Here is a 22,230-nt window from a genome sequence, read left to right as displayed (position 1 = left end):
TCAGTCTCAGGCAGCCTCGGCCACGACGGCAACCGGCGGCTTCCCCTTGCCCAGCAGAGCGCGGACCAGGCCGACGCCCGGGACCTGCGCGACGTCGTCCGGCAGGGCGAAGCGGCAGATCTTCTTCGCCACGCTGAACAGCTGGTGGCCGAGCGGGCCGGTGTTGTACTGCAGGCCGTAGCGCTCGCAGATCTCGCGCACCTCGTCGGCGACCTCGGGGTAGCGGCGCGCCGGGAGGTCGGGGAAGAGGTGGTGCTCGATCTGGTGGGACAGGTTGCCGCTCATCACGTGGAAGAGCTTGCCGCCCGTGATGTTCGCCGAGCCGAGCAGCTGGCGCAGGTACCACTGGCCCCGCGACTCGTCCTCGGTCTCCTCCACGGAGAACGAGGCCACGCCGGCCGGGAAGTGGCCGCAGAAGATGATGTTGAACGCCCAGATGTTGCGGATCAGGTTGGCCGTCGCGTTGCCCGCCAGCGTGAGCGGGAACAGCGGACCGGTGAGCGCCGGGAAGAGCACGTAGTCCTTGAGCGCCTGGCGCTTGACCTTGCGCATGATCCCGCGGTGCAGGGCGGCGTTCTCCGACATCTTCCGCTTGCCCGCGACGATGTTCTCGACCTCGAGGTCGTGCATCGCGACGCCCCACTCGAAGAACAGCATGAGCAGCAGCGCGTAGACCGGGTTGCCCAGGTAGTACGGGTGCCACTCCTGGTCGGCGTCCATCCGCAGGATGCCGTACCCGACGTCGCGGTCCTTACCGACGATGTTGGTGAACGTGTGGTGGATGTAGTTGTGCGAGTACTTCCACTGCTCGCTGGGGCACACGTTGTCCCACTCGAACATGCGCGAGTTCAGGGCGGGGTCGCCCATCCAGTCGTACTGCCCGTGCATGACGTTGTGCCCGATCTCCATGTTGTCGAGGATCTTGGAGATCGAGAGCGCCGCGACGGCCAGCGGCCACGCCGGCGGGAGGTAGAACAGGGCGCGACCGGCGACCTCGAACCCGCGCTGGGCCTTCAGCACCTTGCGGATGTAGTCGGCGTCGGCCTCGCCGAGGTCGGCGATGATGCGCTGGCGGATGGCGTCCATCTCGGCGCCGAACGCCTCGAGCTGGGACGGCGTGAGCGGCAGGTTGGCGCTGATGGGCTGCTCGTCGGGCTGCGGCGCGGGGGCCGGCTCGCGGACGGGCTGCTCCGTGGTCAGGGCGGACATGGGTTCCTCCTTCGTCGGGTACGACGGGTGGTCGCCGGGTGGTCGGGGACGGTCAGGTGGTCAGAGGTCGACGGCGCAGTCGCCGACCGGGGCGGACACGCAGACGCGGATGTCCTCGTCGGGCAGGGACGACTCCTCGCCGGTGAGCACGTTGCGCACGGTGCCCTCGGTCTTGCGGGCCGTGCAGGAGAAGCAGATGCCCATGCGGCAGCCGAACTCGGGCGTGAGACCGGCGGCCTCGGCCTGCTCGAGCAGCGAGGCACCGGTGTTGGCGACCTGCTGGCCCGAGCGGGAGAAGACGACGTCGCCCTCGGCGTTGCCGGCCTTGACGACCGGCGCCTTGAAGCGCTCGGTGCGCAGGCGGGGCGACCCGTCGTACGCGAGCTCGACGCGCTCCATGAGGCCGGCGGGCCCGCAGACCCAGGTGTCGACCTCGCGGAAGTCCGGCACGAGGCGGGCCAGGTCGATGGCGCTGAACAGCGGGTCGCCGGCGGACTCGTGCCGCAGGACGACGCGGACGCCGTTGTCGGCCGCAGCGATCTCGGCCAGCTCCGTGGCGAAGATCTGGTCCTCCGGGCCGCGGGCGTAGTGCAGGAACGTCACCTTGCGGCCGGCGTGCCCGTCGTACCCGTCCCGCAGGAGGGTGCGCACCATCGACATGGCGGGCGTGATGCCGGAGCCGCCCGTGATGAAGAGCAGGTGGTTGTTGGTCGGCGTCGCCGGGCTCTCGTTCAGGGTGAAGTCGCCCTGCGCCTGCGAGAGGTGCACCACGAAGCCCGGGCGGGCCTGCTCGACGAGCCACTTCGACACGAGGCCCTCGGAGTGCGCGCGGACGGTGAGGGTGAAGCGCTCCCCCGGCTGCGACGCCGCGGAGGAGATGGTGAAGCACCGCGTGGTGCGCCGGGCGCCGGGGACCTCCACGCCCACCTGGACGTACTGCCCCGCGCGGTGACCGCGCCAGGTCGACGTGGGCTGCAGCGTGACGGTGGCGACCGGGTGCTCGCCGCTCGTCTCGCGCTCCACGCTCACGACACGGGCCCGCACCTCGCGGGCCGCCCACATCGGGTTCACGAGCTCGAGGTAGCGGTCGACCCCGTGGGGGGAGGTCAGCGCCGCCAGCGTCCGCGACGCGAGGAGGGTGCTGGTGAGACCCATCGCTGCTCCTTCGGGTGGCCGTGCCCACCCGTTCGGTGAACACCTGTGCACTCACAACGATGCACTCGGCCCCGGGACACGGTCAAGGAGCCGTGGGCGAGGCCACACCGTGCCGGCCCCGGACCGGTCGTGGGACGATGGCGGGCGTGACCACCCCAGGTGACCCGGCGCTGACGCGCGTCGAGCGCAAGGAGCTGACGCGCCAGTCGATCCTCGACGCCGCGCTCGGCCTCTCCGCGACGGGGGGCCTGTCCGCGCTGTCGTTGCGGCAGGTCGCGAAGGAGGTCGGCATCGTGCCGACGGCGTTCTACCGCCACTTCTCCTCGATCGAGGAGCTCGGGCTGGCCCTCGTCGACGACGCGTTCGTCTCCCTGCGGGCGATGCTCCGCGACGTGCGCAGCCCGGACCCCACGTTCCGCGACATCATCGACAGCTCGGTGCGGGTGCTGACGGAGCACGTGCGCGCCCAGCACGAGCACTTCTCCTTCATCGCGCGCGAGCGCTTCGCAGGGCCGCCCGCCGTGCGCGCCGCGATCCGGCACGAGATCGAGCTCTGCGAGCGCGAGCTGGCAACCGACCTGGCGCGCCTGCCCGGCACCGACGCGTGGTCCGGCGACGACCTGACGGTGCTCGCCAACCTCATCGTGAACGCCGTCGTGGCGACGGCGGAGGACCTGCTCGTCGCCGCCGGTCGACGCTCGACGGAGGAGGCGGTGGCCCACCGGGCCCGCCTGCAGCTGCGCATGATGATCATCGGCGCCCTCAACTGGCGCTCGGACTGACCGCTGCTCAGCGCGGGCCGGGGCGCAGGACGACCTCGGGGACCGTCGCGTCGCGCGGCAGGTCGACGCACGCCAGCACGGCCTCGGCGACGGTGGCGGGGTCGATGAACCGCTCCGCCTCGTAGGCGGCGCCCTCCTGCGCGTGCACCGCCTCCTGCATCGGGGTGGCCGTGCGCCCGGGATAGACGGTGGACACGCGTACACCGTGCGGTGCCTCCTCCTCGCGCAGCGCGTCGGCGAAGCCGCGCAGGCCGAACTTCGAGGCGGCGTACGACGACCACCCGGCGTGGGCGGTGCGTCCGGCGCCGGAGTTGACGAGGACGACCGTCCCGCGCGCGGCGCGCAGCGCCGGGAGGAGGGTGCGGGTCAGCAGCGCCGGGGCCGTCAGGTTCACGGCCAGCGTCTCCTGCCACGACCCGACGTCGAGCCCGGCGACCGGGCCGAGGTCGACGACGCCGGCGACGTGCAGCAGCGCGTCGACGCGGTCCACGTCGGCCGGCGGCGTCCAGGCCGCCACCGCGGCCGGGTCGGCGAGGTCGAGCAGCTCGACGACCGCGCCGTCGTACGCCGCGCGCAGCGCCGCCGCCCGCTCCTCGCTGCGGGCCAGCAGCACGAGCCGGTCGCCACGCGCGTGCAGCCGCTCGGCGGCCGCGCGCCCGATGCCCGAGCCGGCGCCGGTGACGACGTGGGTCCGGACGCGGTCCGCGCTCACCGGGTCAGCACGACCTTCCCGAAGACGTCGCCCCCGGCCATGGCCGCGAAGCCCTCGCGGGCCTCCGTCATGGGCAGCACGCGGTCGAGCAGCGGGCGGGTGCCGGTGGCGTCGAGCATGGTGACGAGGGAGGCCAGCTCGGCCCGCGTGCCCATCGTCGAGCCGACGACCTGCAGCTGCAGGAAGAAGATGCGGGTCAGCTCCGCGTCGTCGAGCTGCGGACCCGAGGTCGTGCCGGAGATGACGATCTTGCCGCCGGGGCGCAGCGAGCGGATCGAGTGCGACCACGTGGCCCGCCCGACCGTCTCCATGACGGCGTCGACCTTGACCGGCAGCCGGGCGCCGCTCTCGAACACGTCGTGGGCGCCGATCTCGAGCGCACGCGCGCGCTTGGCCTCGTCGCGGCTCGTGGCCAGCACCTTGAGCCCGGCCGCCCGGCCGAGGGTGATGAGCGCGGTGGCGACGCCGCCGCCGGCGCCCTGCACCAGGACGGTGTCACCGGCCTTGAGGCCGCCCTGGGTGAAGAGCATCCGGTACGCCGTGAGCCACGCCGTCGGCAGGCAGGCGGCCTCCTCGAACGACAGCGACGCCGGCTTCGGAACCACGTTGCCGCGCGGCACGACCACCTTGTCGGCGAACGTGCCCTGGTGGCGCTCCGAGAGCAGCGACCGCCGGGGGTCGAGCGTCTCGTCGCCGCGCCACGACGGGTCGGAGATCACCGCGTGCACGACGACCTCGTTGCCGTCCTCGTCGAGGCCCGCGGCGTCGCAGCCGAGGATCATCGGCAGGGACTCCTGCTTCAGCCCCACCCCGCGCAGCGACCACAGGTCGTGGTGGTTGAGCGAGGCGGCGCGCACGGTGACCGTGGTCCAGCCGTCGGGGGCGACGGGGTCGGGGCGCTCCCCGACCACGAGGCCCGACAGCGGGTCGTCGGAGGAGAACTCGGCGGCGTAGACGGCGAACATGGTGGCGACCCTAGCGGCGGCGACCAGGCGTCGCGACGGGTCTCAGAGCCGGGTCTCAGAGCCGGGTCTCAGCGCCGGGCGACGCCGTCGCGGCGCGCGGCCTCGGCGACGGCGGAGGCGACCGCCGGTGCGACGCGCGGGTCGAACGGCGACGGGATGATGTGGTCCTCGGCCAGGTCGTCCCCGACGAGGTCCGCGAGCGCCCCGGCGGCGGCGAGCTTCATGTTCTCGGTGATCGCCGTCGCGTGGGCGTCGAAGGCCCCGCGGAAGATGCCGGGGAACGCCAGCACGTTGTTGATCTGGTTGGGGAAGTCCGAGCGGCCGGTGGCGACGACCCGGGCGTGGCGGTGCGCCACCTCCGGCAGCACCTCCGGGGTGGGGTTCGCCAGCCCGAAGATGATGGCGTCGGCGGCCATGGTGGCCACGACCGCCTCGTCGACCGTGCCGCCCGAGACGCCGATGTAGACGTCGGCGCCGGCCATCGCGTCCGCCAGCGACCCGTTGCGCACCGACCGGGCGGCGGTGAGCCCGGCGAGGGCGCGCTTCACGTCGGTGAGGTCGTCGCGGTCCTCGGACACGATGCCCGTGCGGTCGGTGACGACGAGGTCCTCGATGCCCGCCTCGAGCAGGATCTTGGTGACCGCGACCCCGGCCGCGCCGGCGCCCGAGACGACGACCCGGGTCCCCGCGTGCCGACGGCCCGTGAGTCGCAGCGCGTTCTCCAGGGCCGCGAGCACGACGACGGCGGTGCCGTGCTGGTCGTCGTGGAAGACGGGGATGTCGAGGCGCTCCTTGAGCCGGTCCTCCACCTCGAAGCACCGCGGGGCGGAGATGTCCTCGAGGTTGATGCCGCCGAAGCTGGGGGCGAGGCGCACCACGGTCTCGACGAGCTCGTCCACGTCGGTCGTGTCGAGGCAGATCGGGACGCCGTCGACGCCGCCGAACTGCTTGAACAGCACGGCCTTGCCCTCCATGACCGGCATCGCCGCGGCCGGGCCGATGTCGCCGAGGCCGAGCACCGCCGTGCCGTCCGTGACGACCGCGACCGTGTTGGGCACCCACGTGTAGTGCTGGGTCAGACCGGGCTCGGCCGCGATGGCCTCGCACACCCGGGCGACGCCCGGCGTGTAGGCCAGCGACAGGTCCTCCCGCGTGCCCACGCCCACCGTCGCCGCTACCGCCATCTTGCCGCCGACGTGGAGGTCGAAGACGGGGTCACCCTCGAAGGGGTGCGCGGACGTGGACGGGGACGTGACGAGTGCAGACATGGCCAACTTCCAGGGGGATCCGGGGACCGGGTCAGTGTTCCACAGAGCGGTACTGCGTACCTGTGGCTCACGTCACGACGCGTGACGCTCGCCTCAGGGCGCGGGGCGGGTCGCCCGCCGCGGCGGCCACCAGCGCAACCGCACCACGCCGACCACGTCCCGGTCGGGCACGACGCCGCGGTGGCGCGAGTCCACCCCTCGCCCGGGGTCGTCGCTGAGCAGCCACCACCCCGGTACGCCGGCGCGATCGGCCCGCCGCTCCGCCGCGCGCTTCACCACCAGGGTGCCGTCCGGGAAGCGCGCGAGCACCACGTCCCCGGGGCGGGGGCGTGCGCCGTACCGGACGAGCAGGCGGTCGCCCGGTCGCAGGTGCGGACGCATCGAGTCGCCGCGCACCCGCGCGACGCCCCACGGCAGGAGGGGGCGGGCGGGCCCGGAGGTCACCGCCGCGCGCGGACCGCGCTCCGCCTCGTCACCCATGCGGAGTAGTGTCGCAAGCACGCCGCGGGCCCGGCCCGCGACCGTCATCGCCCAGCACACGAGAGGACCACGGATGTTCGCGCGACTGTTCGCACCGACCGTCGATGTCTCCGCCCACTGCGACCTCCCCTGCGGTGTCTACGACCCCGCCCAGGCCCGCATCGAGGCCGAGTCCATCAAGGCCATCATCGCCAAGGTCGCCGACAACGACGACCCCGACTTCCGCACGCGCGCCATCCTCATCAAGGAGCAGCGCGCGGAGCTGGTCAAGCACCACCTGTGGGTGCTGTGGACCGACTACTTCAAGCCCCCGCACTTCGAGAAGTACCCGCAGCTGCACCAGCTGGTGAACGAGGCGACGAAGCTCGCCGGTGCCGGCGGCGCCAAGGGCACCCTCGACGCCGAGGTCGCCGACCAGCTGCTCGCGAAGATCGACGAGATCGCCGCGATCTTCTGGGAGACCAAGAAGGCCTGACGCACCGCGTCGCAGCACCACCCGGAACGCCCCGACCTCCACGAGGTCGGGGCGTTCCGGCGTCTCGACGGAGTCGCGCGTCAGCGCAGCAGGTCGGCGTACGGCGCGAGCGGCACGACGCCCTCCGCCGCGGCGGCCAGGGCCGGGTCGTCGGTCACGAGCGCGTCGGCCTGCAGGGAGGCGACGGCGAGGTACTCGGCGTCGGCCGTGTCGTCCCACCCGTGCTGGAGGGCCAGCGACCAGGCGACCGCCCGCGAGACCCGGTCGCCCAGCAGCCGCACCTTCAACCCGGCGAGGGCCTCGAGGTCGCGGCGCCCGTCCCGCTCGGTCAGCGCCCCCGCGCGGACCTCGCGGTGCAGGAGCGCCAGTGCGTGGGAGCGCAGCACGGACGGACCGACCAGCTGGTGGCGCCCGGGCACCCACGTGTGGTCCCGCACGAGGCGCACGGCGGTCGCCGCGTCGATGGCGAAGCGCGTCATGGCCCCAGCATGCGCCGGCGCTTGCGGCGGGCACGAGCCCTGTCGCCGTTCGCGACCCCGACGCACTAGGGTCGGCCCGTCAGCGTCGCCACCCCGGAAGGACGTCCTCATGACCGTGCCCGGTGCGGCGCCCGCCCCCCACGGCCGCCCCGACGTGGAGCTGCGACTCCCCGCCGACGGCGCGTACGTGTCCGTCCTCCGCACGACGGCCGCCGGCCTGGCCGCGCGGCTCGACTTCACGATCGAGGCTATCGAGGACCTGCGCATCGCAGTCGGCGAGGCCACCGCGCTGGTGCTGCCCGAGGCCGACCCGGAGTCCGACCTGCACTGCGCGTTCCACTTCGGGCCGCGCTCGCTGACCCTCGAGGTGCGCGTCGAGACCTCCACCCCGACGGAGCCGAACTACGAGAGCTTCGCGTGGCAGGTGCTGACCACGCTCGCCGCCTCGGCGGAGGAGCTGACCGGCGACGGTTCGTTCGGCGTGCGGCTCACGATCGTCGCGGAGACCGAGCTCTGAGATGAGCGCCCAGGACCCCGACGTCGCGGGCGAGGGCCAGCCGGGAGCCGCGGTCGTGGCTGCCGGGCCCGACCTCGACCCCGTGCCCGCCCGCGAGCCCGACGCCCGCACCGTCGGCATCGAGCAGACGCGCCTGCGCAGCGCGGCCCTCTTCGCCGAGCTGCACGACGACCTCGCCTCGGACGCCGCCCGGCAGGGCGCCCGCGACGGGCTCGTCCACCTGCACCTGCCGCTCGTGGAGCACTGCGCCCGGCGCTTCCGCAACCGCGGCGAGCCGTTCGAGGACCTCGTGCAGGTCGGGACGATCGGGCTGCTGAAGTCCATCGACCGGTTCGACACCGACCGCGGCGTGGAGTTCTCGACGTACGCGACCCCGACGATCATCGGCGAGATCAAGCGGTACTTCCGCGACAAGGGCTGGGCGATCCGCGTCCCGCGGCGGCTGCAGGAGCTGCGGATGCAGATCACCGCGACGACCGCCGAGCTCACCCAGAAGCACGGCCGCTCCCCCACCGTCAGCGAGCTCGCCGCAGCGATCGGCTGCACGAGCGAGGAGATCGTGGAGGGGATGGAGTCGAGCAACGCCTACTCGACGCTGTCGCTCGACGCGACCGACAACAGCGACGACAGCACCACGACGATGCTCGACACCATCGGCGTCGACGACGAGGGGCTGCAGCACGTCGAGATCCGCGAGTCGCTCAAGCCGCTGCTCGACCAGCTGCCCGCGCGGGAGAAGAAGATACTGCTGCTGCGCTTCTTCAAGAACATGACGCAGTCGCAGATCGCCGCCGAGATCGGTGTCTCCCAGATGCACGTCTCGCGGCTGCTCGCCCGCACGCTCGACCAGCTGCGCGCCAGCCTCGCCGACGAGGTCTGAGACCGCGGGCGGTCAGGACACCCGGTCGGGCTCCTCGCCCGCGCCGCCGTCCGCGGCCATCAGCACCGCGGTGGTCGACGGCCACATGAGGAGCACGAGGGCGCTCAGGGCGCTCGCGGCCAGCGCGATCGCGACGGGCGTGGTCGGCGCGTCCCGCATGTTCCAGGCGATGCCGAGGTGTAGCAGCTGCGCGAGCACGAGGGGCGACCGCGCGGCGGAGCGGCGGCGCAGCAGGAGCACGGCCCCCGCGACGAGGCCCCCGCCGTACGCTCCCAGGAAGAGCGCGACGCCGACGGCCATGCCCTCGCGCTCCACGACGCCGTACCCCAGCTCGGTCAGCGCGAAGCCGAGCACGGCCAGGGCCGGCAGACCGACCAGGACGGCCCCGAGCCGCATCGCGAGGGGCAGCGGCCCGGAGGCACGGTCGTACGACGGGGAACCGGTCACCCGGCCAAGGCTAGATGACAGCGACGTAACGGCTGTGACACACCAGACGGCCCGAAGGGGTTGTGTCCGACCCCACCACGCGTCAGTGTTGAGGCCGTACGTGTTCAGCGCGCCCCACCGGGTCGACGACCACGGCGTTCAGTCTTCGAGCGGGTCCACCCCACCTGCTCCACCACCCGCGAACGAAAAGGACCCACCCGATCATGGATTGGCGTCACCGCTCTGCCTGTCTCGACGAGGACCCGGAGCTGTTCTTCCCGATCGGCAACACCGGTCCCGCGATCCTGCAGATCGAGGAGGCCAAGCAGGTGTGCCGCCGCTGCGACGTGCGCGAGCAGTGCCTCGCGTGGGCCCTCGAGGCCGGCCAGGACCACGGTGTGTGGGGTGGCCTCAGCGAGGACGAGCGGCGTGCGCTGAAGCGGCGCAACGCCCGCGCCCGCGTGCGCGCCGTCTGAGCGACGCACCCCGGCGCCCGGGTGGCGCCCCCACGACGACGACCCGTCGGCCAGCGGCCGGCGGGTCGAACCGTTCCCGGGCCCCCGCCCGCGTGGACGCCCGCCCGCGGCTCACTCCAGCGGCACGTCGACGACGAACCGCGAGCCCGGCAGGTCGCCGCGACCGCCCAGCTCGAGGGTGCCGCCCAGCTCCGACTCGACGAGCGTGCGCACGATCGTGAGCCCCAGCCCGCTGCCCGACGCGAGGTCGAAGTCGGGCGGCAGGCCGCGCCCGTCGTCCTCGACGACCACCCGCAACGCACCCTCGGTACGACGCGCCTCGGTCGTCACGACCCCGGTCGCGTCCGGGTCGTGCAGCGCGCCGAACCCGTGCTCCACCGCGTTCTGCAGCAGCTCGGTGACCACCATCGCCAGCGGGGTCGCGACCTCGGAGGGGATCACGCCGTGCTCCCCCGACGCCTCGACGCGGATGCGGTCGCCGGCGACGCTGACGTCGGTCACCATGCGCACCAGACGCTCGACGACCTGGTCGAAGTCGACGTTCTCCTCGACGGCCTGGCTCAGCGTCTCGTGAACGATGGCGATCGACCCGACCCGCCGGACGGCCTCGCCGAGGGCGGCCCGGGCCGCGGGCTCGTCGATGCGCCGCGACTGCAGCCGCAGCAGCGCCGCGACCGTCTGCAGGTTGTTCTTCACCCGGTGGTGGATCTCGCGGATCGTCGCGTCCTTGGTGACGAGCTCGCGGTCGCGACGCCGCAGCTCGGAGACGTCGCGCAGCAGGATGAGCGCGCCGACGTGGTCGCCGTGGGGCCGCAGGGGGATCGCGCGCAGGATGACCGCGACCGAGTCGGTGGCCACCTCGGTGTCGCGGTGGGCCCGCCCGCCGAGCACGGCGCTCAGGGTCTCCTCGTCGGGGCGGCGGCGCGGCGGCACCAGGGCGCGGGTGACGTCGGCCAGGTTCACGCCCACCAGGTCGCCGCGGTGGCCGAGCCGTCGGAACACCGACAGGGCGTTCGGGCTGGCGTAGCGCACGGTGCCGTCGGCCTCGACCCGCACGAAGCCGTCGCCGACGCGCGGGGAGTCGGCGTCCGCGCTGCGCTGGCCGACGACGGGGAACTGCCCGCCGGCGATCATCCGGGTCAGGTCGGAGGCCGTCTCCAGGTAGGAGAGCTCGAGCCGCGACGGGGTCCGCACGCCCAGCAGGTTGGTGTTGCGCCCGACGATGGCGATGACGCGGCCGCCGCGCTGCACGGGGATGGTCTCGACCCGCACCGGCACGTCGTCGCGCCACTCCGGGTCGCCCTCGCGCAGCAGCTTGCGGTGGCGCAGGGCCCCGTCGAGCAGCGGGCGGCGCCCGACCTCGACGAACTCCCCCACGACGTCGTCGACCAGGGCCGTCGGCCCGGTGGTGGGACGCATCTGGGCCACCGCCCAGAACCCTTTGCCGTCGCGGTCGGGTAGCCACATCACGAGGTCGGCGAAGGACAGGTCGGCCACGATCTGCCAGTCCGACATCAGCAGCTGCAGCCACGCGAGGTCGTCCTCGTCGAGGTCCGTGTGGTCCCTGACCAGGTCGCTCATCCACGCCACCCGGCCAGCCTAGGACGCCCTCCCCCACCCCGCCGACCGGACGGTCCGGCTGGCAGGATGGACCCGTGGTCGGTTCGTACTGGAAGCAGGTGATCGACAGCGGTCTGGGCGTCCCCAGCGACCGCCCGCTCGCCGACCTGACGGCCGAGCTGACCGCGATGCTGGGGTCGACGGACCCCGCCGAGCGGGACCGCACGGCGTACCCGACGCTGGCGACCTGGATCGACCGCGGGGTGTACGACGACCTCCTCGCCGGTCTCGGCGACGGCATCGCCGCGGGCCTGGCCACCGGCCTCGGCGACGACGGCACCGACACCGTCTTCCGGCGCAGCTTCTCGGCGCTCCTGCTCGGCGAGTGCATCGCGCGCGACAGCCGCCGGGCGCTGGTGCCGGGCGGCAAGGTGCTCGACTGGGGCGACCGCATCGTGTCGTGGTACCTGCGGGAGCGCGACGACCGCGGCTTCGTCGACGGCAAGGGCTGGGCCCACGCCGTCGCGCACGGCGCGGACGCGATCGGCATGCTCGCCGACTCCCCCCACCTGGCGGCCCCCGAGCTGACCGTGCTCCTCGACGTGCTCGCCGACCGGGTGCTGATCCCCGGCCGCCTCCTGGTCTCCGGCGAGCCGGACCGCATCGCCGAGGCGACGCTGCGGGTGCTGCGGCGCAACGCGCTGCCGCTGAGCGTCGTCGAGCCGTGGGTGCGCCGCGTCGCCGCCCGCGCGACGGCGTACCCCAGCGAGACGCAGGACCCCTACCGCGTCACCGGCAACCCGGAGGCGTTCCTGCGGGCGCTCCACCTGCAGCTGGCGCTCGCGCCGGACCCGCCGCAGATGCGCCCCGACCTCCTGCTGGTGCTCGTCGACGCGCTGCGCCAGACGAACCCGGGCCTGCGCACCCGCCGCTGACGCGCCGGTAGGGACGAACGCCCCCACCGCACGGCGACCCGTGAGTAACGTGGCTCACATGACCGCCTCCGAGACCACCCCCTCCGTCGACGGCGCCGAGATCTCCGGGCACGCCGGTGAGCTGGCCGTCGCCGCCGCCCGCGCGCACGGCGTCGAGACGATGTTCACGCTGTCGGGGGCGCACGTGTTCCCCATGTACGACGGAGCGGTCAAGGCGACGCCGCCGATGCGGCTGCTCGACGTGCGGCACGAGCAGACGGCCGCCTTCGCGGCGGAGGCGACGGGCAAGCTGACCCGCACCCCGGGCCTGGCCGTCCTGACCGCCGGTCCGGGCGTCACCAACGGGCTCAGCGCGATCGCGCAGGCCCAGTTCGCCGGGTCGCCCATGGTCGTCGTCGGTGGCCGCGCCCCCGCCAACCGCTGGGGGTCGGGCAGCCTGCAGGAGCTCGACCAGCCGCCGATCATCGTCCCCGTCGCGAAGGACGCGCGCACGCTGCACACCGCCGGCGAGGTGCTCGGCGGGATGTCGACCGCGTTCGCCACGGCCGGGTCGTCGCACCGCGGTCCGGTGTTCGTCGACGTGCCGATGGACGAGTTCTTCGCGTCGGCCTCCGGTCCCGCGCCGACCGGCGCGCGGCCCGAGCCGGTCGAGCCCGACCCCGAGGCGGTCGTGACCCTGGCCCGCCTGCTCGCCGAGGCGGAGCGGCCCGTGCTGGTGCTCGGCACCGACGTGTGGGCCGACGGCGCGGAGGTCGCCGCGCTGCGCCTGGTGGAGGACGCTGGTCTCCCGGCCATCACCAACGGCATGGGCCGCGGTGTCGTGCCCGGCGGCCACCCGCTGCTGGTGACGAAGGCGCGCGGCGCGGCACTGGGTGGCGCGGACCTGGTCGTCGTGGTGGGCACGCCGCTCGACTTCCGTCTCGGGTACGGCGTGTTCGGCGGGAAGGACGGGGCGACCCCCGCCCGGGTCGTGCACGTGGCCGACTCCCCCGGTCAGCTCTCCGGGCACGCCGAGCTGGCGGGCTCGGTCGCCGGCGACCTGACGCGCGTGCTCGACGGCGTCCTCGTTGCGCTGCAGGGTCAGCCCCGCCGTCCCGACTGGGCGACGTGGGTGGCCCGGCTGCAGGAGACGGTCGCGGCGGCCGCCGCCCGGGATCGCGAGCTGCTGGGCGCCGAGGCCGACCCCATCCACCCGGCCCGCATCTACGGGGAGCTCGTGCCGCGGCTCGCCGACGACGCCGTCGTCATCGGCGACGGCGGCGACTTCGTGTCGTTCGCGGGCAAGTACGTCGAGCCGAAGCGCCCCGGCGGCTGGCTCGACCCGGGGCCGTACGGCTGCCTGGGCGCCGGGCTCGGCGCCGCCATCGCCGCGCGGATCGCCCGCCCCTCCGCGCAGGTCGTGCTGCTGCTCGGCGACGGCGCCGCGGGCTTCTCGCTCATGGACGTCGACACCCTGGTCCGCCACGACCTGCCGGTCGTCATGGTGATGGGCAACAACTCCGCGTGGGGGCTGGAGAAGGGCCCGATGCAGATGCTCTACGGGTACGACGTGGCCGCGGACCTCGCGCCCCGCACGGCGTACGACGAGGTCGTCCGCGCCCTCGGTGGCGCGGGCGAGACGGTCACCGACCCCCGCCAGATCGGAGCAGCGCTGGACCGGGCGTTCGCCGCGAACGTGCCCTACCTGGTCAACGTGATCACGGACGTCGACGCCGCCTACCCCCGCGCCACGTTCGGGATCTGAGCGAGCGGTGCGCACGGTCAGGATCCGGCCGGCCAGCCCGGCCGACCACGCCCGCGTCGGGGACCTGACGCTCTCGGCGTACCTCGCGGGCGGGTTCGTCGACGCGGGCGAGCCCTACGCGGCCCACCTGGGCGACACGGCGACCCGTGCGGCGGAGGCCGACGTGTGGGTCGCCGAGCTGCTCGAGGAGCGCACGGGCCCCCTGGTGGCGGGCACCGTGACGTGGTGCCCGACGGGGTCGCCGTGGCGCGAGATCGCCTCGGACGACGAGGGCGAGTTCCGGATGCTCGCCGTGGACCCGCACCTGCATCGGCGCGGCGTCGCACGGGCGCTGGTCGAGCACTGCGTCGACCTCGCCCGGGCGGAGGGCCGTCGCGGCCTGGCCCTGTCGTCGCTGCCGGCGCAGACCGCGGCCCACGGGCTCTACCTGTCCCTGGGGTTCGTGCGCGACCCCGACCGCGACTGGTCCGCCGCGCCGGGCGTCGACCTCATGGCGTTCGCGCTGCGGTTCTGAGGGGGCGGCACACGCCGGCCACGACCGGAGTGCGCAGGTTCAGCCCGGCGAGGGTGCCGTGACTGAACCTGCGCACTCCCGCGGTGCGACGACGGAGGCGCGGCCCGTCAGGGGTCGACCACCTCGACACGGATCTCGCCCACCTCGACCCGCTCGCCGTCTTGGTCGACGGTGAGCCGAAGCGTCGTCCGCCCCTCCCCGCGGACCTCCCACGCGAGCTCCACCCGGTCGCGGTACGTCGTGCGCTCACGCTCCTCGAGGGCGTCGCCGTCCACCTCGCCGGACAGGGTCTCCGCCACCGTCTCGCCGCTCCACGGCTCGGGCGCGGCCGTTACGGAGAGGACGTCGCCCCGCTGTAGGCGGACCGTCGTACCCAGCCGGACGTCGAGGGCGGGGACGGTGCGCGCCCGCGGGACGAAGACGACCGCGGACGAGCCGTCGATCTCGGCCATCGCGGTGGCGGGCTCGGGGTGCTCGTCCGGGTCGGTCGCCGGCAGCACGCGCACGAGGAGGTCGACGCGGTCGGCGGGCGTCCGTGCCGGGGCGTGCTCGAAGAGGATGACCGTGTCGCCGCGCGCCACCACGGACCCCACCCCTGGGCGGGCGACCGGCGGTGTGGAGACCGGCAGCGAGTGGACGTCGACCGCCACCTCCGGGCCACGGGCGCGCAGCCACGCGCCGTATGTCGTGGCACGCCCGCCCTCCGGCGGCTCCACCCAGTCCGCCGGCGGCAGTCCGACGGCGTCCTCGAGGTGGCGCACGGAGGCCACGATGCGCTCGACCTCCGCGGTGGCGGCTGAACGACCGCCGGCCGCGGCGACGGCGAGCCAGTCGGAGGACCCCTCCACCCACGCCGTCGTGCTGCACCGCACGTCGTCGCACTCGACCGGCGCCGCGCGGACCCGCTCGCCGACCGCGGCGGACCCGTCGGCCGCGGGCGGCTCGCCCCGGTGGAACCGCACTGCGGCCTCGTCGCCGTGGTCACCGGTGAAGGCGCAGCTGAGGCGTTGCGGGTCGGGGCCACCGAACACGCCAGGCGTCCGGCCCTCCGGCACGGGCCCCGCGCCGAGGAGCAGCGTGGCGTCGGTGGCGGCGGCGAGGCCCCACGAGTCGACCTCGCAGCCGTGCCCGGCCCGCAGGTCGTCGACGGGGATCTCGACGGCGAGGTCGTCGACGCCGACCAGGCGGGTCGTGGCCGGGGTGGTCGGCTGCCGTGCGTCGTCGCTCGAGCGCACGTCGTACGCCAGCACACCGCCCGCGCCCAGCACGAGCACGGCGGCCGCGGCCCACGCCCGGGTCCTCACTCCGTCACCACCGCGCTCACGGTCCCGAGCTCGTACGTCGCGTCGGCCGCCTCGATGGTGTGAACGTGGACGTGCCGGCGGCGACGGCGGCCCACTCGACCTGGCCGTCACCGTCGATCCCGTCGGGCGCCTGCTGGCGCAGAACCGTGCCCCGACTCGTCCCGGTCAGGGAGGCGACCACCGAGGGTCCGACGGGTTGGTGCGTGCCCGACGCATTGGCGCGCACGGTGTCGCCGACGCGGAGCTCGATCGTGGGGTCGAGGGCGAGGGCGACGCGGTCGAGGTGGGTGGAGCCGAACCCCGGTGGGCCCTCTCCGGGACCCGGGCCGGCCGAGATGGAGACGGAGACGCTGTCGGCGATCGTCACGGGGCGGACCGACCGCACGACCGTGACGGTGTCCCCGGGTCGGAGCACGGTGCCCGGGCTCGGCGACACGTCGAAGACGGCGTCCTCGGCGACGAACCGGGTCGCGTGGGGGACGTCGACCCACGTCACGTCGAGGCCCTCGTGGCGCGCGGCCGCTGCCAGGTCGATCGCACGTCCGGTCTGCTCCTCGATCACGCTCGGTACGACGGCGGCGTCCTCGGGCAGCGGGGCGAGGGTGCCGCCGACGTCCTCGACCCACCGGCGCGCCCCCTCCTCGCCCTCCCCGTCGACGTACGCCCTCACGGTGACGAGCAGGCCCGTCGCGGGCTCGAGCAGCTGCTGGGTGCAGGACGCCGCCTGCATGCCGTCGGCCGGTAGGCACCACAGGGTGGTGCGGTCGAAGGTGGTCCCCTCCATCTGGACATCGTCGACCGTCTCGAACGACTGCACGCCGTCGACCGTGGCGAGCTGCACCTCGCCGGTGGGCCACGGGCCGCCACTGCGACAGGTGAGGTCGGCGGCGTAGATGCCGGGCGAGGGTTCTGGGGCCCCCAGCAGGCTGTGGACGACCTGCGGCGTGCGGGCGCAGTCGACCTCGCCGGGCAGGACGACGGACCACCCGCCGATGCTGACGCGCGTCGCGTCGCCGGGGGTCGCTCCGACGGTGGTGGTGTCCGCCCCCGACCGAGTCTTTCCGGTCGACTCGGCACCGGTGCCCCTCACCGTGCACCCGAGAAGCAGCACCCCGACGAGCACGCCGGCAGCGAGCGAGCGCGGGCGCATCATCCGACGGCCGCTCACCCGACGACCTCGATCGTGATGGTGCCGATGGCCTGCGTCGTACCGCCCCCGCTGGCCGTCAGCGTCACCGTGCTGGATCCGAGCCCGACGGCCTCGAACGCCCCCGCCCAGGTGCCCTCTGTCACGCGTCGGGCCGCGCCGCCGTCCAGGTGCGCCTCGACCACGACACCGTCGCCCTGAGGCGTGCCCCGGGCGTCGCCGTCCACCTGGTCGACGACGAGGAGGTCCCCGACGCGGAGTCGGATCGCGGCGCCCTGTCGCACGGTGGCGTCGACGAGCTCGCCCGTCGGCGAGCCGGCGGGGCGCGTGTAGCGCCCGGTGATCTCGACGGTCTCCGCGGGGCCACGCGGAGCGGCGGCGACCTCGACCTGCACCGAGGATCCCCGGCGCAGCACCGATCCCGGCTCGACCGAGGCCCCCAGCAGCTCGCCGCCGGTCGTCGGTACCACCCGCTCCTCGACCAGCTCGGGGGCGAGCCCGGCGGCGCGGAGGTTCTCGAGGTACGTCCGCGCGCGGTCGCCCTGGTCGGCGCCGTAGACGATCTCCAGGGTCGGCACGACGGCCTCCTCGGCGTGGCGTGGCCGGGCACCGGCGACCAGCTGCTCGACCGCTGCGCGGGAGGCGTCGACGTCCCGCATCGACGACGACACGAGCGCGCTCGATCCGGTCGCGTCGCTGACGGTCGCCGAGCAGAGGGGCAGCGTCTCCAGGGCGCCCGGCCCGCGCCAGACCTCGTACTCCTCGCAGGTGACCGGGGAACGGTGGAGCCCGTCGCGGCCCGGGTCCGGCCCTCCCGCTCCGCCTGCCGTCGGGTCCTGCCCGTAGCGCCCGTCGGACAGCTCCACCGTCGTGATGTCCGCCGGACGTTGCACGAGCATGGCGCACGAGGCGCCCACCGGGTTCACGACCGTGTCCTCGATCGGCTGGGCGCAGTGCGCACCGTCGGTGCTCCACCCCTCCGGCACCGGCACGACGAGGTCGCCCACGCCCACCAGTCGCATGCCCGCGGGCGCCACGCCGGGCTCCGGTGCCGCCCCGGCCTGCGAGGCACTGCCGTCAGCCTCACCTGCGCCCGCCCCGCACCCGGCCGAGGTGAGGGCTGCCGCGAGGACGGCGAGCAGCGCCGTACGACGCCCTCTCACCGCGCGCGCCCGACGACGGTGACCGTTACGGTCGAGCCGAGGTCGACGATCGTCCCGGGCGCAGGACTCACGGCGAGCACGTCACCCGGCTCGCCCCGGCCCACCTCCTCGGCCAGCTCGACGTCGAGGCCGTAGGTCCGCAGCGCGGCGACGTACGGCGCCTCGCCCGCGACCGCGCTGGTGCTGAGGGGGCCCCAGGGGTGCAGCGGCGGGATGCCGGCGTGCGAGCGCAGCGTCCGCGCCTCGACGAGCGAGGTCGAGGTGTTCAACGGCGCGAACACCCCCAGCGCGTCGGCCGAGCCCGGGAGGGGAGCGTCGTACGGCGCGTACCCGCCCCTGGGCGCGATCCCACCCCTGGGGGTCGCAGGGAGCAGGTAGTCGCTCGAGTAGGGCACGGCGTCGCCGGACAGGAGACCGGGGGTCCCAGCGAGGTGGAAGTCCGCCGCCGACTCCGCTTCCTGGACCGTGGCCTGGCCGGCCTCGACACCCACGTCGCGCGGCACGACGACGGCCTGGTTCCCCACCGCCACCAGCTGGCTCCCCGGCGGCACGGCGAGCTCGGCGTCGGCCGCGGACGCCGCGAGCGGCGCCGGCGCCTGCCGGTCGGCCTCGAGCGAGGCGCCGAGCACGGTGACACCCCCGACCACGACGCTGGCGGCCGCGGCGACGAGGCCCGCGGCAGCCCCCGCCGCCCACACCCGGGTACGGCGACGCTCGCGGCCCGCGCGGGCGTGCAGGGCGGCGAGGGGCGGCGTACCGGCGTCGAGGTCGGCGACCGCCCCGTGCAGGAGCGTGACGACGAGCGTGACGTCGGGGTCGGGCCCGTCGGGCGGGGTCGTTCCGGACGGCTTCTCGGTCATCCCGCACCTCGCAGGGCCAGCAGGCTCGGGTCCGCCGCGAGCACCCGCAGGGCGCGCGACAGACGGCTCTTCACGGTGCCCGGGGCGACGCCGAGCGCCTCCGCGGTCTGTCGCTCGGTGAGGTGGGAGTAGTAGCGCAGCACCACCACGGTGCGCTGGTCGGTGCCCAGCTTCTCCAGCGCCCGCAGCACGGCGTCGCGGTCGTCGACCTCGTCGGCGGCATCCGTGTGCGCCACCTCGGGCAGGTGGTCGGTGGGGCGCTCGCCGTGCCAGCGCCGCCGGCGCGACGACACGAACGTGTTGACCAGCGCCTTGTGCACGTAGGCGTCCACGTCGTCCGCCGCCCGCACCCGGTCCCACCGCACGAGGCAGCGCACCAGGCAGCTCTGCACCACGTCCTCCGCCTCCTCACGGCCCGCCCCGAGCAGCACGGCCGCCCGCACCAGCCGCGTCCAGCGCAGCGCCACGTAGGCGTCGAAGTCGACGGGGACGTCCTGCGCCCCCTGCGCCCCCGGCTCCCCCGGCTCGTCCATGCTCCCGATCCTCGTCCCCCGTTGCCCCACGACGCAGGGCTTCGGGGGAGAGACGCGCCAGCCGGGGTCGGGGGTTCCGTCGGGTGTGCCGCGGGGTCGAGGTGGTCTGGACCGACCTAGCCGAGCCGCCCCATGAACCGCTCCTCGTCGACGACGACCCGCGTCACCTCGCCGGTGGCCACCACCTTGCCGAGCGCGTCCCCCCCGTCCGGTCCCGCGACGACCTCGCGGGCGGCCACGCTGAACCGCACCAGGCGCCCGTCGAGGTACGACTCCACGGCGTGCACCTCGACCCGACCCCCGACCACAGTGGCCGAGCGGTGCTCCAGCTCGACGCGCGTGCCCACGCTCGTGGCGCCCTCCGCCATGCCCGGGGCCAGCGCCGCGACCGTCGCCGCCTCGCACCAGGCCAGCAGGCGCGGCGTGCCGAGCACGGGCAGGCTCCCCGAGCCCACCGCCACCGCCGTGTCGTCGTCGGTGACCTCGAAGCGCAGCCGGGCCTCGGCCGGCGTCGCGTCGGCGTCGTCGGTCGCGTCGGTGGAGGGAGTCATGGGTCACATCCTGCCCGGACGCACGGACCCTCCGAAATGCAACGCACCCCCGCACCGAGGTGCGGGGGTGGCGTGGGGTCAACGCTCAGGCGTTGGGGCGCTTGCCGTGGTTCGCGCCCTTCTTCTTGCGAGCGCGACGCTTGCGTCCGGTCTTGCCCATGGGTGCCTCCTCGTGGTCTGCGGCTCACGAGTCGGTCTCCCGCGGGCCAGCGAGCATCATCGCAGACGGCCCGCGGGACGGGCCAATCTGCCTAGTCGGTGATGCGGATCTGGACCTCGCGGATCTGCAGCAGCACCCGCTGGCGCAGCGTGTCGGGCGCCGACTCGCGGCACGACCGGGCGACGACGGCCTTCACGGTGCGCTCGAGGTCGTACTTGCGCAGGCACGGCCCGCACTCGTCGAGGTGCGCCTGCACCAGCGAGCAGTCGTCGGCGTCCAGCTCGTTGTCGAGGAAGTAGATGATCCGCTCGAGGAAGTCGGCACACCCCTCCACGCCCTTGGCACCGTCAGCGCCCGGACCGTCGTCGTGCGCGTGGTCGTGCTGGAGGTCGCTCATCGCGAGGCCCCCTTCTGGAGCGCGGCGCCCACCGTGTCGGCGGCGACGAGGTCGTGGGTGCGGACGTAGTCGGCCAGGAGGTCGCGCAGCTGGCGTCGGCCGCGGTGCAGCCGCGACATCACGGTGCCGATGGGCGTCTCCATGATCTCGGCGATCTCCTTGTACGGGAATCCCTCGACGTCGGCGAGGTAGACCGCGAGGCGGAACTCCTCGGGGAGGCGCTGCAGGGCGTCCTTCACCTCGCTGTCGGGCAGGTGCTCGAGCGCCTCGTGCTCGGCCGACTTCAGCCCCGACGACGTGTGCGACTCGGCGCGCGCGAGCTGCCAGTCCTCCACGTCCTCCGCCATCGACTGCTGCGGCTGGCGCTGCTTCTTGCGGTAGGTGTTGATGAACGTGTTGGTGAGGATCCGGTAGAGCCACGCCTTCAGGTTCGTGCCCGGGCGGAACTGGTGGAACGAGGAGTACGCCTTCGCGAACGTCTCCTGCACCAGGTCCTCCGCGTCGGCGGGGTTGCGCGTCATCCGCAGCGCCGCCGAGTAGAGCTGGTCGATGAAGGGCAGCGCGTCGCGCTCGAACCGCGCGCCCCGCTCCTCGTCGGTCTCGGTCGCGGGGTCGACGGCGGGGCTCGGGTCCAGGTCGCCGGTGGCGGTCTCGTCGGTCATCGCCGGCGAGCCTACTCCCGCGGGCGCGACCAGCCACGGGCTCACGACCGTGGCTCCCGCTCCCGTCACCACGGGACGGTCCTCGCAGACCAGCATCCGCTCCTCCTCGCGTCGGGGTACGACGGGTCCAACGCGACCCCCCACGCCGCTATTCCGGCCGGCGCGGGTCAGCCGACGACGTCACGCACGACCCACTCGAGGACGGCCTCGACGACGAGGGCGAGGGCCTCGTCCTGCCCCAGCGGCGCCCGCTTCGGCACCTTCAGCCCGTGGTCGGCGTGCGGCACGACGGCCAGGTCCGCGCCCACTCCCCCGGCCGGCGCGACCGCCGGGTCGGCCAGCGCCGCCACGAGCTCGTCGGCGGTGCCCATCGTGTCGCGCTCGCCCTGCACGACGAGCGTCGGCGTACCCGTGGCGAGCAGGCCGGCCAGCTCGCCGGCGCGGGAGCGCTCCGGGCGGCCGGGAGGGTGCAGGGGGAAGGAGAGGAGCACGGCCCCGGCGGCGCCCAGGGGCCCGGCGCACCGGGCGGCTGAACGAGCCCCCGCCGAGCGCCCGCCGACGACGAGTGGCACCGCACGGTCCGCGGCGACCCGCGCCTCGACCGCGGCGCGCAGCCCCGCGTCGAGCGTCGGCGGCGGCGTTGCGACCTTCCGCCCGGCCACCCGCCACGGCTGCTCGAGGCGCAGCACGGTGACGCCCTCCGCCGGCAGGGCCGCCGCGAGCGCGACGAGGTCGGGCGACTCGACGCCTCCGCCGGCACCGTGCCCGAGCAGCAGGCAGGCGACGGGGCGCTCGGCGGCGTCGCGGTGCAGGCGCGCCTCGCCGTGGGGGATCGCGACGGAGGTGACCTCCGCGCCGACCTCGGCAGCCGCCACC

The 22,230-nt window shown here is 74.4% G+C and carries 26 protein-coding genes; 8 read left to right on the top strand and 18 right to left on the bottom strand.

The genetic code is table 11. From position 1 onward, the window contains the following. Positions 1–6 precede the first annotated feature (6 nt). Positions 7–1,209, bottom strand: coding sequence for an acyl-CoA desaturase (locus tag KK617_RS04710; RefSeq protein ID WP_277498411.1), 1,203 nt, complete (start codon positions 1,207–1,209; stop codon positions 7–9). Between the two features lie 60 nt (positions 1,210–1,269). Then, positions 1,270–2,364 (bottom strand): ferredoxin reductase, encoded by a 1,095-nt coding sequence (locus KK617_RS04705; RefSeq protein WP_277498410.1) that lies wholly within the window; start codon positions 2,362–2,364, stop codon positions 1,270–1,272. Positions 2,365–2,510: 146 nt separating this feature from the next. Between KK617_RS04705 and KK617_RS04700 the strand changes: the two genes are divergently transcribed. Further along, positions 2,511–3,146, top strand: coding sequence for a TetR family transcriptional regulator (locus KK617_RS04700; protein ID WP_277498408.1), 636 nt, complete (start codon positions 2,511–2,513; stop codon positions 3,144–3,146). 7 nt (positions 3,147–3,153) lie between these two features. On the opposite strand, the gene KK617_RS04695 is transcribed toward KK617_RS04700, so the two are convergent. From KK617_RS04695 to KK617_RS04680, 4 genes are all read right to left on the bottom strand, one after another. After that, a complete protein-coding gene (locus tag KK617_RS04695; protein WP_277498407.1) occupies positions 3,154–3,858 on the bottom strand; it encodes an SDR family oxidoreductase in 705 nt (234 codons plus the stop codon). Next, positions 3,855–4,823, bottom strand: coding sequence for a zinc-binding dehydrogenase (locus KK617_RS04690; protein WP_277498406.1), 969 nt, complete (start codon positions 4,821–4,823; stop codon positions 3,855–3,857). Before KK617_RS04690 ends, KK617_RS04695 begins: the two co-directional genes overlap by 4 nt. A gap of 68 nt (positions 4,824–4,891) precedes the next feature. Continuing rightward, positions 4,892–6,091 (bottom strand): NADP-dependent malic enzyme, encoded by a 1,200-nt coding sequence (locus KK617_RS04685; protein WP_277498405.1) that lies wholly within the window; start codon positions 6,089–6,091, stop codon positions 4,892–4,894. A gap of 93 nt (positions 6,092–6,184) precedes the next feature. After that, entirely contained in the window at positions 6,185–6,571 is a 387-nt protein-coding gene (locus KK617_RS04680) for a S24/S26 family peptidase (protein ID WP_277498404.1), read from the bottom strand. Between the two features lie 73 nt (positions 6,572–6,644). On the opposite strand from KK617_RS04680, the gene sodN reads away from it, so the two are divergent. Further along, positions 6,645–7,046, top strand: a complete 402-nt coding sequence (gene sodN, locus KK617_RS04675; RefSeq protein WP_277498403.1) for a superoxide dismutase, Ni — start codon at positions 6,645–6,647, stop codon at positions 7,044–7,046. Between the two features lie 80 nt (positions 7,047–7,126). On the opposite strand, the gene KK617_RS04670 is transcribed toward sodN, so the two are convergent. Then, entirely contained in the window at positions 7,127–7,525 is a 399-nt protein-coding gene (locus KK617_RS04670) for a hypothetical protein (RefSeq protein ID WP_277498402.1), read from the bottom strand. 109 nt (positions 7,526–7,634) lie between these two features. Between KK617_RS04670 and KK617_RS04665 the strand changes: the two genes are divergently transcribed. Together KK617_RS04665 and KK617_RS04660 are read left to right on the top strand one after the other, a co-directional pair. Further along, positions 7,635–8,042 carry an anti-sigma factor gene (locus tag KK617_RS04665; protein ID WP_277498401.1) on the top strand — a complete coding sequence of 136 codons (408 nt, stop codon included), beginning with the start codon at positions 7,635–7,637 and terminating at the stop codon, positions 8,040–8,042. A 1-nt stretch (position 8,043) separates the two neighbouring features. Next, positions 8,044–8,922: an RNA polymerase sigma factor SigF gene (locus tag KK617_RS04660; RefSeq protein ID WP_277498400.1), complete on the top strand. Its 879-nt coding sequence runs from the start codon at positions 8,044–8,046 to the stop codon at positions 8,920–8,922. A gap of 12 nt (positions 8,923–8,934) precedes the next feature. Here the strand turns inward: KK617_RS04660 and KK617_RS04655 are convergent, their stop codons facing one another. Continuing rightward, positions 8,935–9,369, bottom strand: a complete 435-nt coding sequence (locus KK617_RS04655; protein ID WP_277498399.1) for a hypothetical protein — start codon at positions 9,367–9,369, stop codon at positions 8,935–8,937. A 203-nt stretch (positions 9,370–9,572) separates the two neighbouring features. Between KK617_RS04655 and KK617_RS04650 the strand changes: the two genes are divergently transcribed. Continuing rightward, on the top strand, positions 9,573–9,824 hold the full coding sequence (locus tag KK617_RS04650; RefSeq protein ID WP_277498398.1) for a WhiB family transcriptional regulator: 252 nt from the start codon (positions 9,573–9,575) through the stop codon (positions 9,822–9,824). Positions 9,825–9,935: 111 nt separating this feature from the next. On the opposite strand, the gene KK617_RS04645 is transcribed toward KK617_RS04650, so the two are convergent. Next, entirely contained in the window at positions 9,936–11,405 is a 1,470-nt protein-coding gene (locus KK617_RS04645) for a histidine kinase N-terminal domain-containing protein (protein ID WP_346812811.1), read from the bottom strand. Positions 11,406–11,479: 74 nt separating this feature from the next. Here KK617_RS04645 and KK617_RS04640 point away from each other — a divergent pair, with 74 nt between their 5' ends. Genes KK617_RS04640 through KK617_RS04630 form a run of 3 tightly spaced genes read left to right on the top strand, consistent with a single transcriptional unit; the run spans position 11,480 to position 14,577 of the window. Further along, positions 11,480–12,319, top strand: a complete 840-nt coding sequence (locus KK617_RS04640; RefSeq protein ID WP_277498396.1) for a DUF2785 domain-containing protein — start codon at positions 11,480–11,482, stop codon at positions 12,317–12,319. Between the two features lie 58 nt (positions 12,320–12,377). Then, entirely contained in the window at positions 12,378–14,063 is a 1,686-nt protein-coding gene (locus tag KK617_RS04635; RefSeq protein WP_277498394.1) for an acetolactate synthase, read from the top strand. Between the two features lie 7 nt (positions 14,064–14,070). Next, positions 14,071–14,577, top strand: a complete 507-nt coding sequence (locus tag KK617_RS04630) for a GNAT family N-acetyltransferase (RefSeq protein WP_277498393.1) — start codon at positions 14,071–14,073, stop codon at positions 14,575–14,577. A 107-nt stretch (positions 14,578–14,684) separates the two neighbouring features. On the opposite strand, the gene KK617_RS04625 is transcribed toward KK617_RS04630, so the two are convergent. The 9 genes from KK617_RS04625 to KK617_RS04585 form a co-directional block, all read right to left on the bottom strand. Then, positions 14,685–15,881 (bottom strand): hypothetical protein, encoded by a 1,197-nt coding sequence (locus KK617_RS04625; RefSeq protein ID WP_277498392.1) that lies wholly within the window; start codon positions 15,879–15,881, stop codon positions 14,685–14,687. A gap of 16 nt (positions 15,882–15,897) precedes the next feature. Then, positions 15,898–17,049, bottom strand: coding sequence for a PASTA domain-containing protein (locus KK617_RS04620; RefSeq protein ID WP_277498391.1), 1,152 nt, complete (start codon positions 17,047–17,049; stop codon positions 15,898–15,900). After that, positions 17,046–18,065 carry a hypothetical protein gene (locus KK617_RS04615; RefSeq protein ID WP_277498390.1) on the bottom strand — a complete coding sequence of 340 codons (1,020 nt, stop codon included), beginning with the start codon at positions 18,063–18,065 and terminating at the stop codon, positions 17,046–17,048. The genes KK617_RS04620 and KK617_RS04615 overlap by 4 nt, the downstream gene beginning before the upstream one ends. A gap of 122 nt (positions 18,066–18,187) precedes the next feature. Beyond that, positions 18,188–19,051 carry a PASTA domain-containing protein gene (locus tag KK617_RS04610; RefSeq protein ID WP_277498388.1) on the bottom strand — a complete coding sequence of 288 codons (864 nt, stop codon included), beginning with the start codon at positions 19,049–19,051 and terminating at the stop codon, positions 18,188–18,190. Further along, a complete protein-coding gene (locus KK617_RS04605) occupies positions 19,048–19,584 on the bottom strand; it encodes a SigE family RNA polymerase sigma factor (RefSeq protein ID WP_277498387.1) in 537 nt (178 codons plus the stop codon). Before KK617_RS04605 ends, KK617_RS04610 begins: the two co-directional genes overlap by 4 nt. A 116-nt stretch (positions 19,585–19,700) precedes the next feature. Further along, positions 19,701–20,135: a thioesterase gene (locus KK617_RS04600; RefSeq protein WP_277498386.1), complete on the bottom strand. Its 435-nt coding sequence runs from the start codon at positions 20,133–20,135 to the stop codon at positions 19,701–19,703. Positions 20,136–20,386: 251 nt separating this feature from the next. Next, positions 20,387–20,692 carry a mycothiol system anti-sigma-R factor gene (gene rsrA, locus KK617_RS04595; RefSeq protein WP_277498384.1) on the bottom strand — a complete coding sequence of 102 codons (306 nt, stop codon included), beginning with the start codon at positions 20,690–20,692 and terminating at the stop codon, positions 20,387–20,389. Then, complete coding sequence (locus tag KK617_RS04590) at positions 20,689–21,354, bottom strand: sigma-70 family RNA polymerase sigma factor (protein ID WP_277498383.1); 666 nt, start codon at positions 21,352–21,354, stop codon at positions 20,689–20,691. The genes rsrA and KK617_RS04590 overlap by 4 nt, the downstream gene beginning before the upstream one ends. Positions 21,355–21,521: 167 nt before the next feature. Then, positions 21,522–22,229, bottom strand: a complete 708-nt coding sequence (locus KK617_RS04585) for an alpha/beta family hydrolase (protein ID WP_277498382.1) — start codon at positions 22,227–22,229, stop codon at positions 21,522–21,524. Between the last annotated feature and the right edge of the window lies 1 nt (position 22,230).

Source organism: Nocardioides sp. ChNu-99, assembly GCF_029493445.1.
Lineage (GTDB): Bacteria > Actinomycetota > Actinomycetes > Propionibacteriales > Nocardioidaceae > Nocardioides.
The sequence above is the reverse complement of the archived record's forward strand: the minus strand, read 5'-3'. Positions and strand labels throughout refer to the sequence as shown.

Coding starts and splice junctions, on each gene's coding strand:
- KK617_RS04710 (WP_277498411.1), bottom strand. CDS start 1,209: ATGTCCGCCCTGACCACGGAGCAGCCCGTCCGCGAGCCGGCCCCCGCG.
- KK617_RS04705 (WP_277498410.1), bottom strand. CDS start 2,364: ATGGGTCTCACCAGCACCCTCCTCGCGTCGCGGACGCTGGCGGCGCTG.
- KK617_RS04690 (WP_277498406.1), bottom strand. CDS start 4,823: ATGTTCGCCGTCTACGCCGCCGAGTTCTCCTCCGACGACCCGCTGTCG.
- KK617_RS04685 (WP_277498405.1), bottom strand. CDS start 6,091: ATGTCTGCACTCGTCACGTCCCCGTCCACGTCCGCGCACCCCTTCGAG.
- KK617_RS04680 (WP_277498404.1), bottom strand. CDS start 6,571: ATGGGTGACGAGGCGGAGCGCGGTCCGCGCGCGGCGGTGACCTCCGGG.
- sodN (WP_277498403.1), top strand. CDS start 6,645: ATGTTCGCGCGACTGTTCGCACCGACCGTCGATGTCTCCGCCCACTGC.
- KK617_RS04670 (WP_277498402.1), bottom strand. CDS start 7,525: ATGACGCGCTTCGCCATCGACGCGGCGACCGCCGTGCGCCTCGTGCGG.
- KK617_RS04665 (WP_277498401.1), top strand. CDS start 7,635: ATGACCGTGCCCGGTGCGGCGCCCGCCCCCCACGGCCGCCCCGACGTG.
- KK617_RS04660 (WP_277498400.1), top strand. CDS start 8,044: ATGAGCGCCCAGGACCCCGACGTCGCGGGCGAGGGCCAGCCGGGAGCC.
- KK617_RS04650 (WP_277498398.1), top strand. CDS start 9,573: ATGGATTGGCGTCACCGCTCTGCCTGTCTCGACGAGGACCCGGAGCTG.
- KK617_RS04645 (WP_346812811.1), bottom strand. CDS start 11,405: ATGAGCGACCTGGTCAGGGACCACACGGACCTCGACGAGGACGACCTC.
- KK617_RS04635 (WP_277498394.1), top strand. CDS start 12,378: ATGACCGCCTCCGAGACCACCCCCTCCGTCGACGGCGCCGAGATCTCC.
- KK617_RS04610 (WP_277498388.1), bottom strand. CDS start 19,051: ATGACCGAGAAGCCGTCCGGAACGACCCCGCCCGACGGGCCCGACCCC.
- KK617_RS04605 (WP_277498387.1), bottom strand. CDS start 19,584: ATGGACGAGCCGGGGGAGCCGGGGGCGCAGGGGGCGCAGGACGTCCCC.
- KK617_RS04600 (WP_277498386.1), bottom strand. CDS start 20,135: ATGACTCCCTCCACCGACGCGACCGACGACGCCGACGCGACGCCGGCC.
- rsrA (WP_277498384.1), bottom strand. CDS start 20,692: ATGAGCGACCTCCAGCACGACCACGCGCACGACGACGGTCCGGGCGCT.
- KK617_RS04590 (WP_277498383.1), bottom strand. CDS start 21,354: ATGACCGACGAGACCGCCACCGGCGACCTGGACCCGAGCCCCGCCGTC.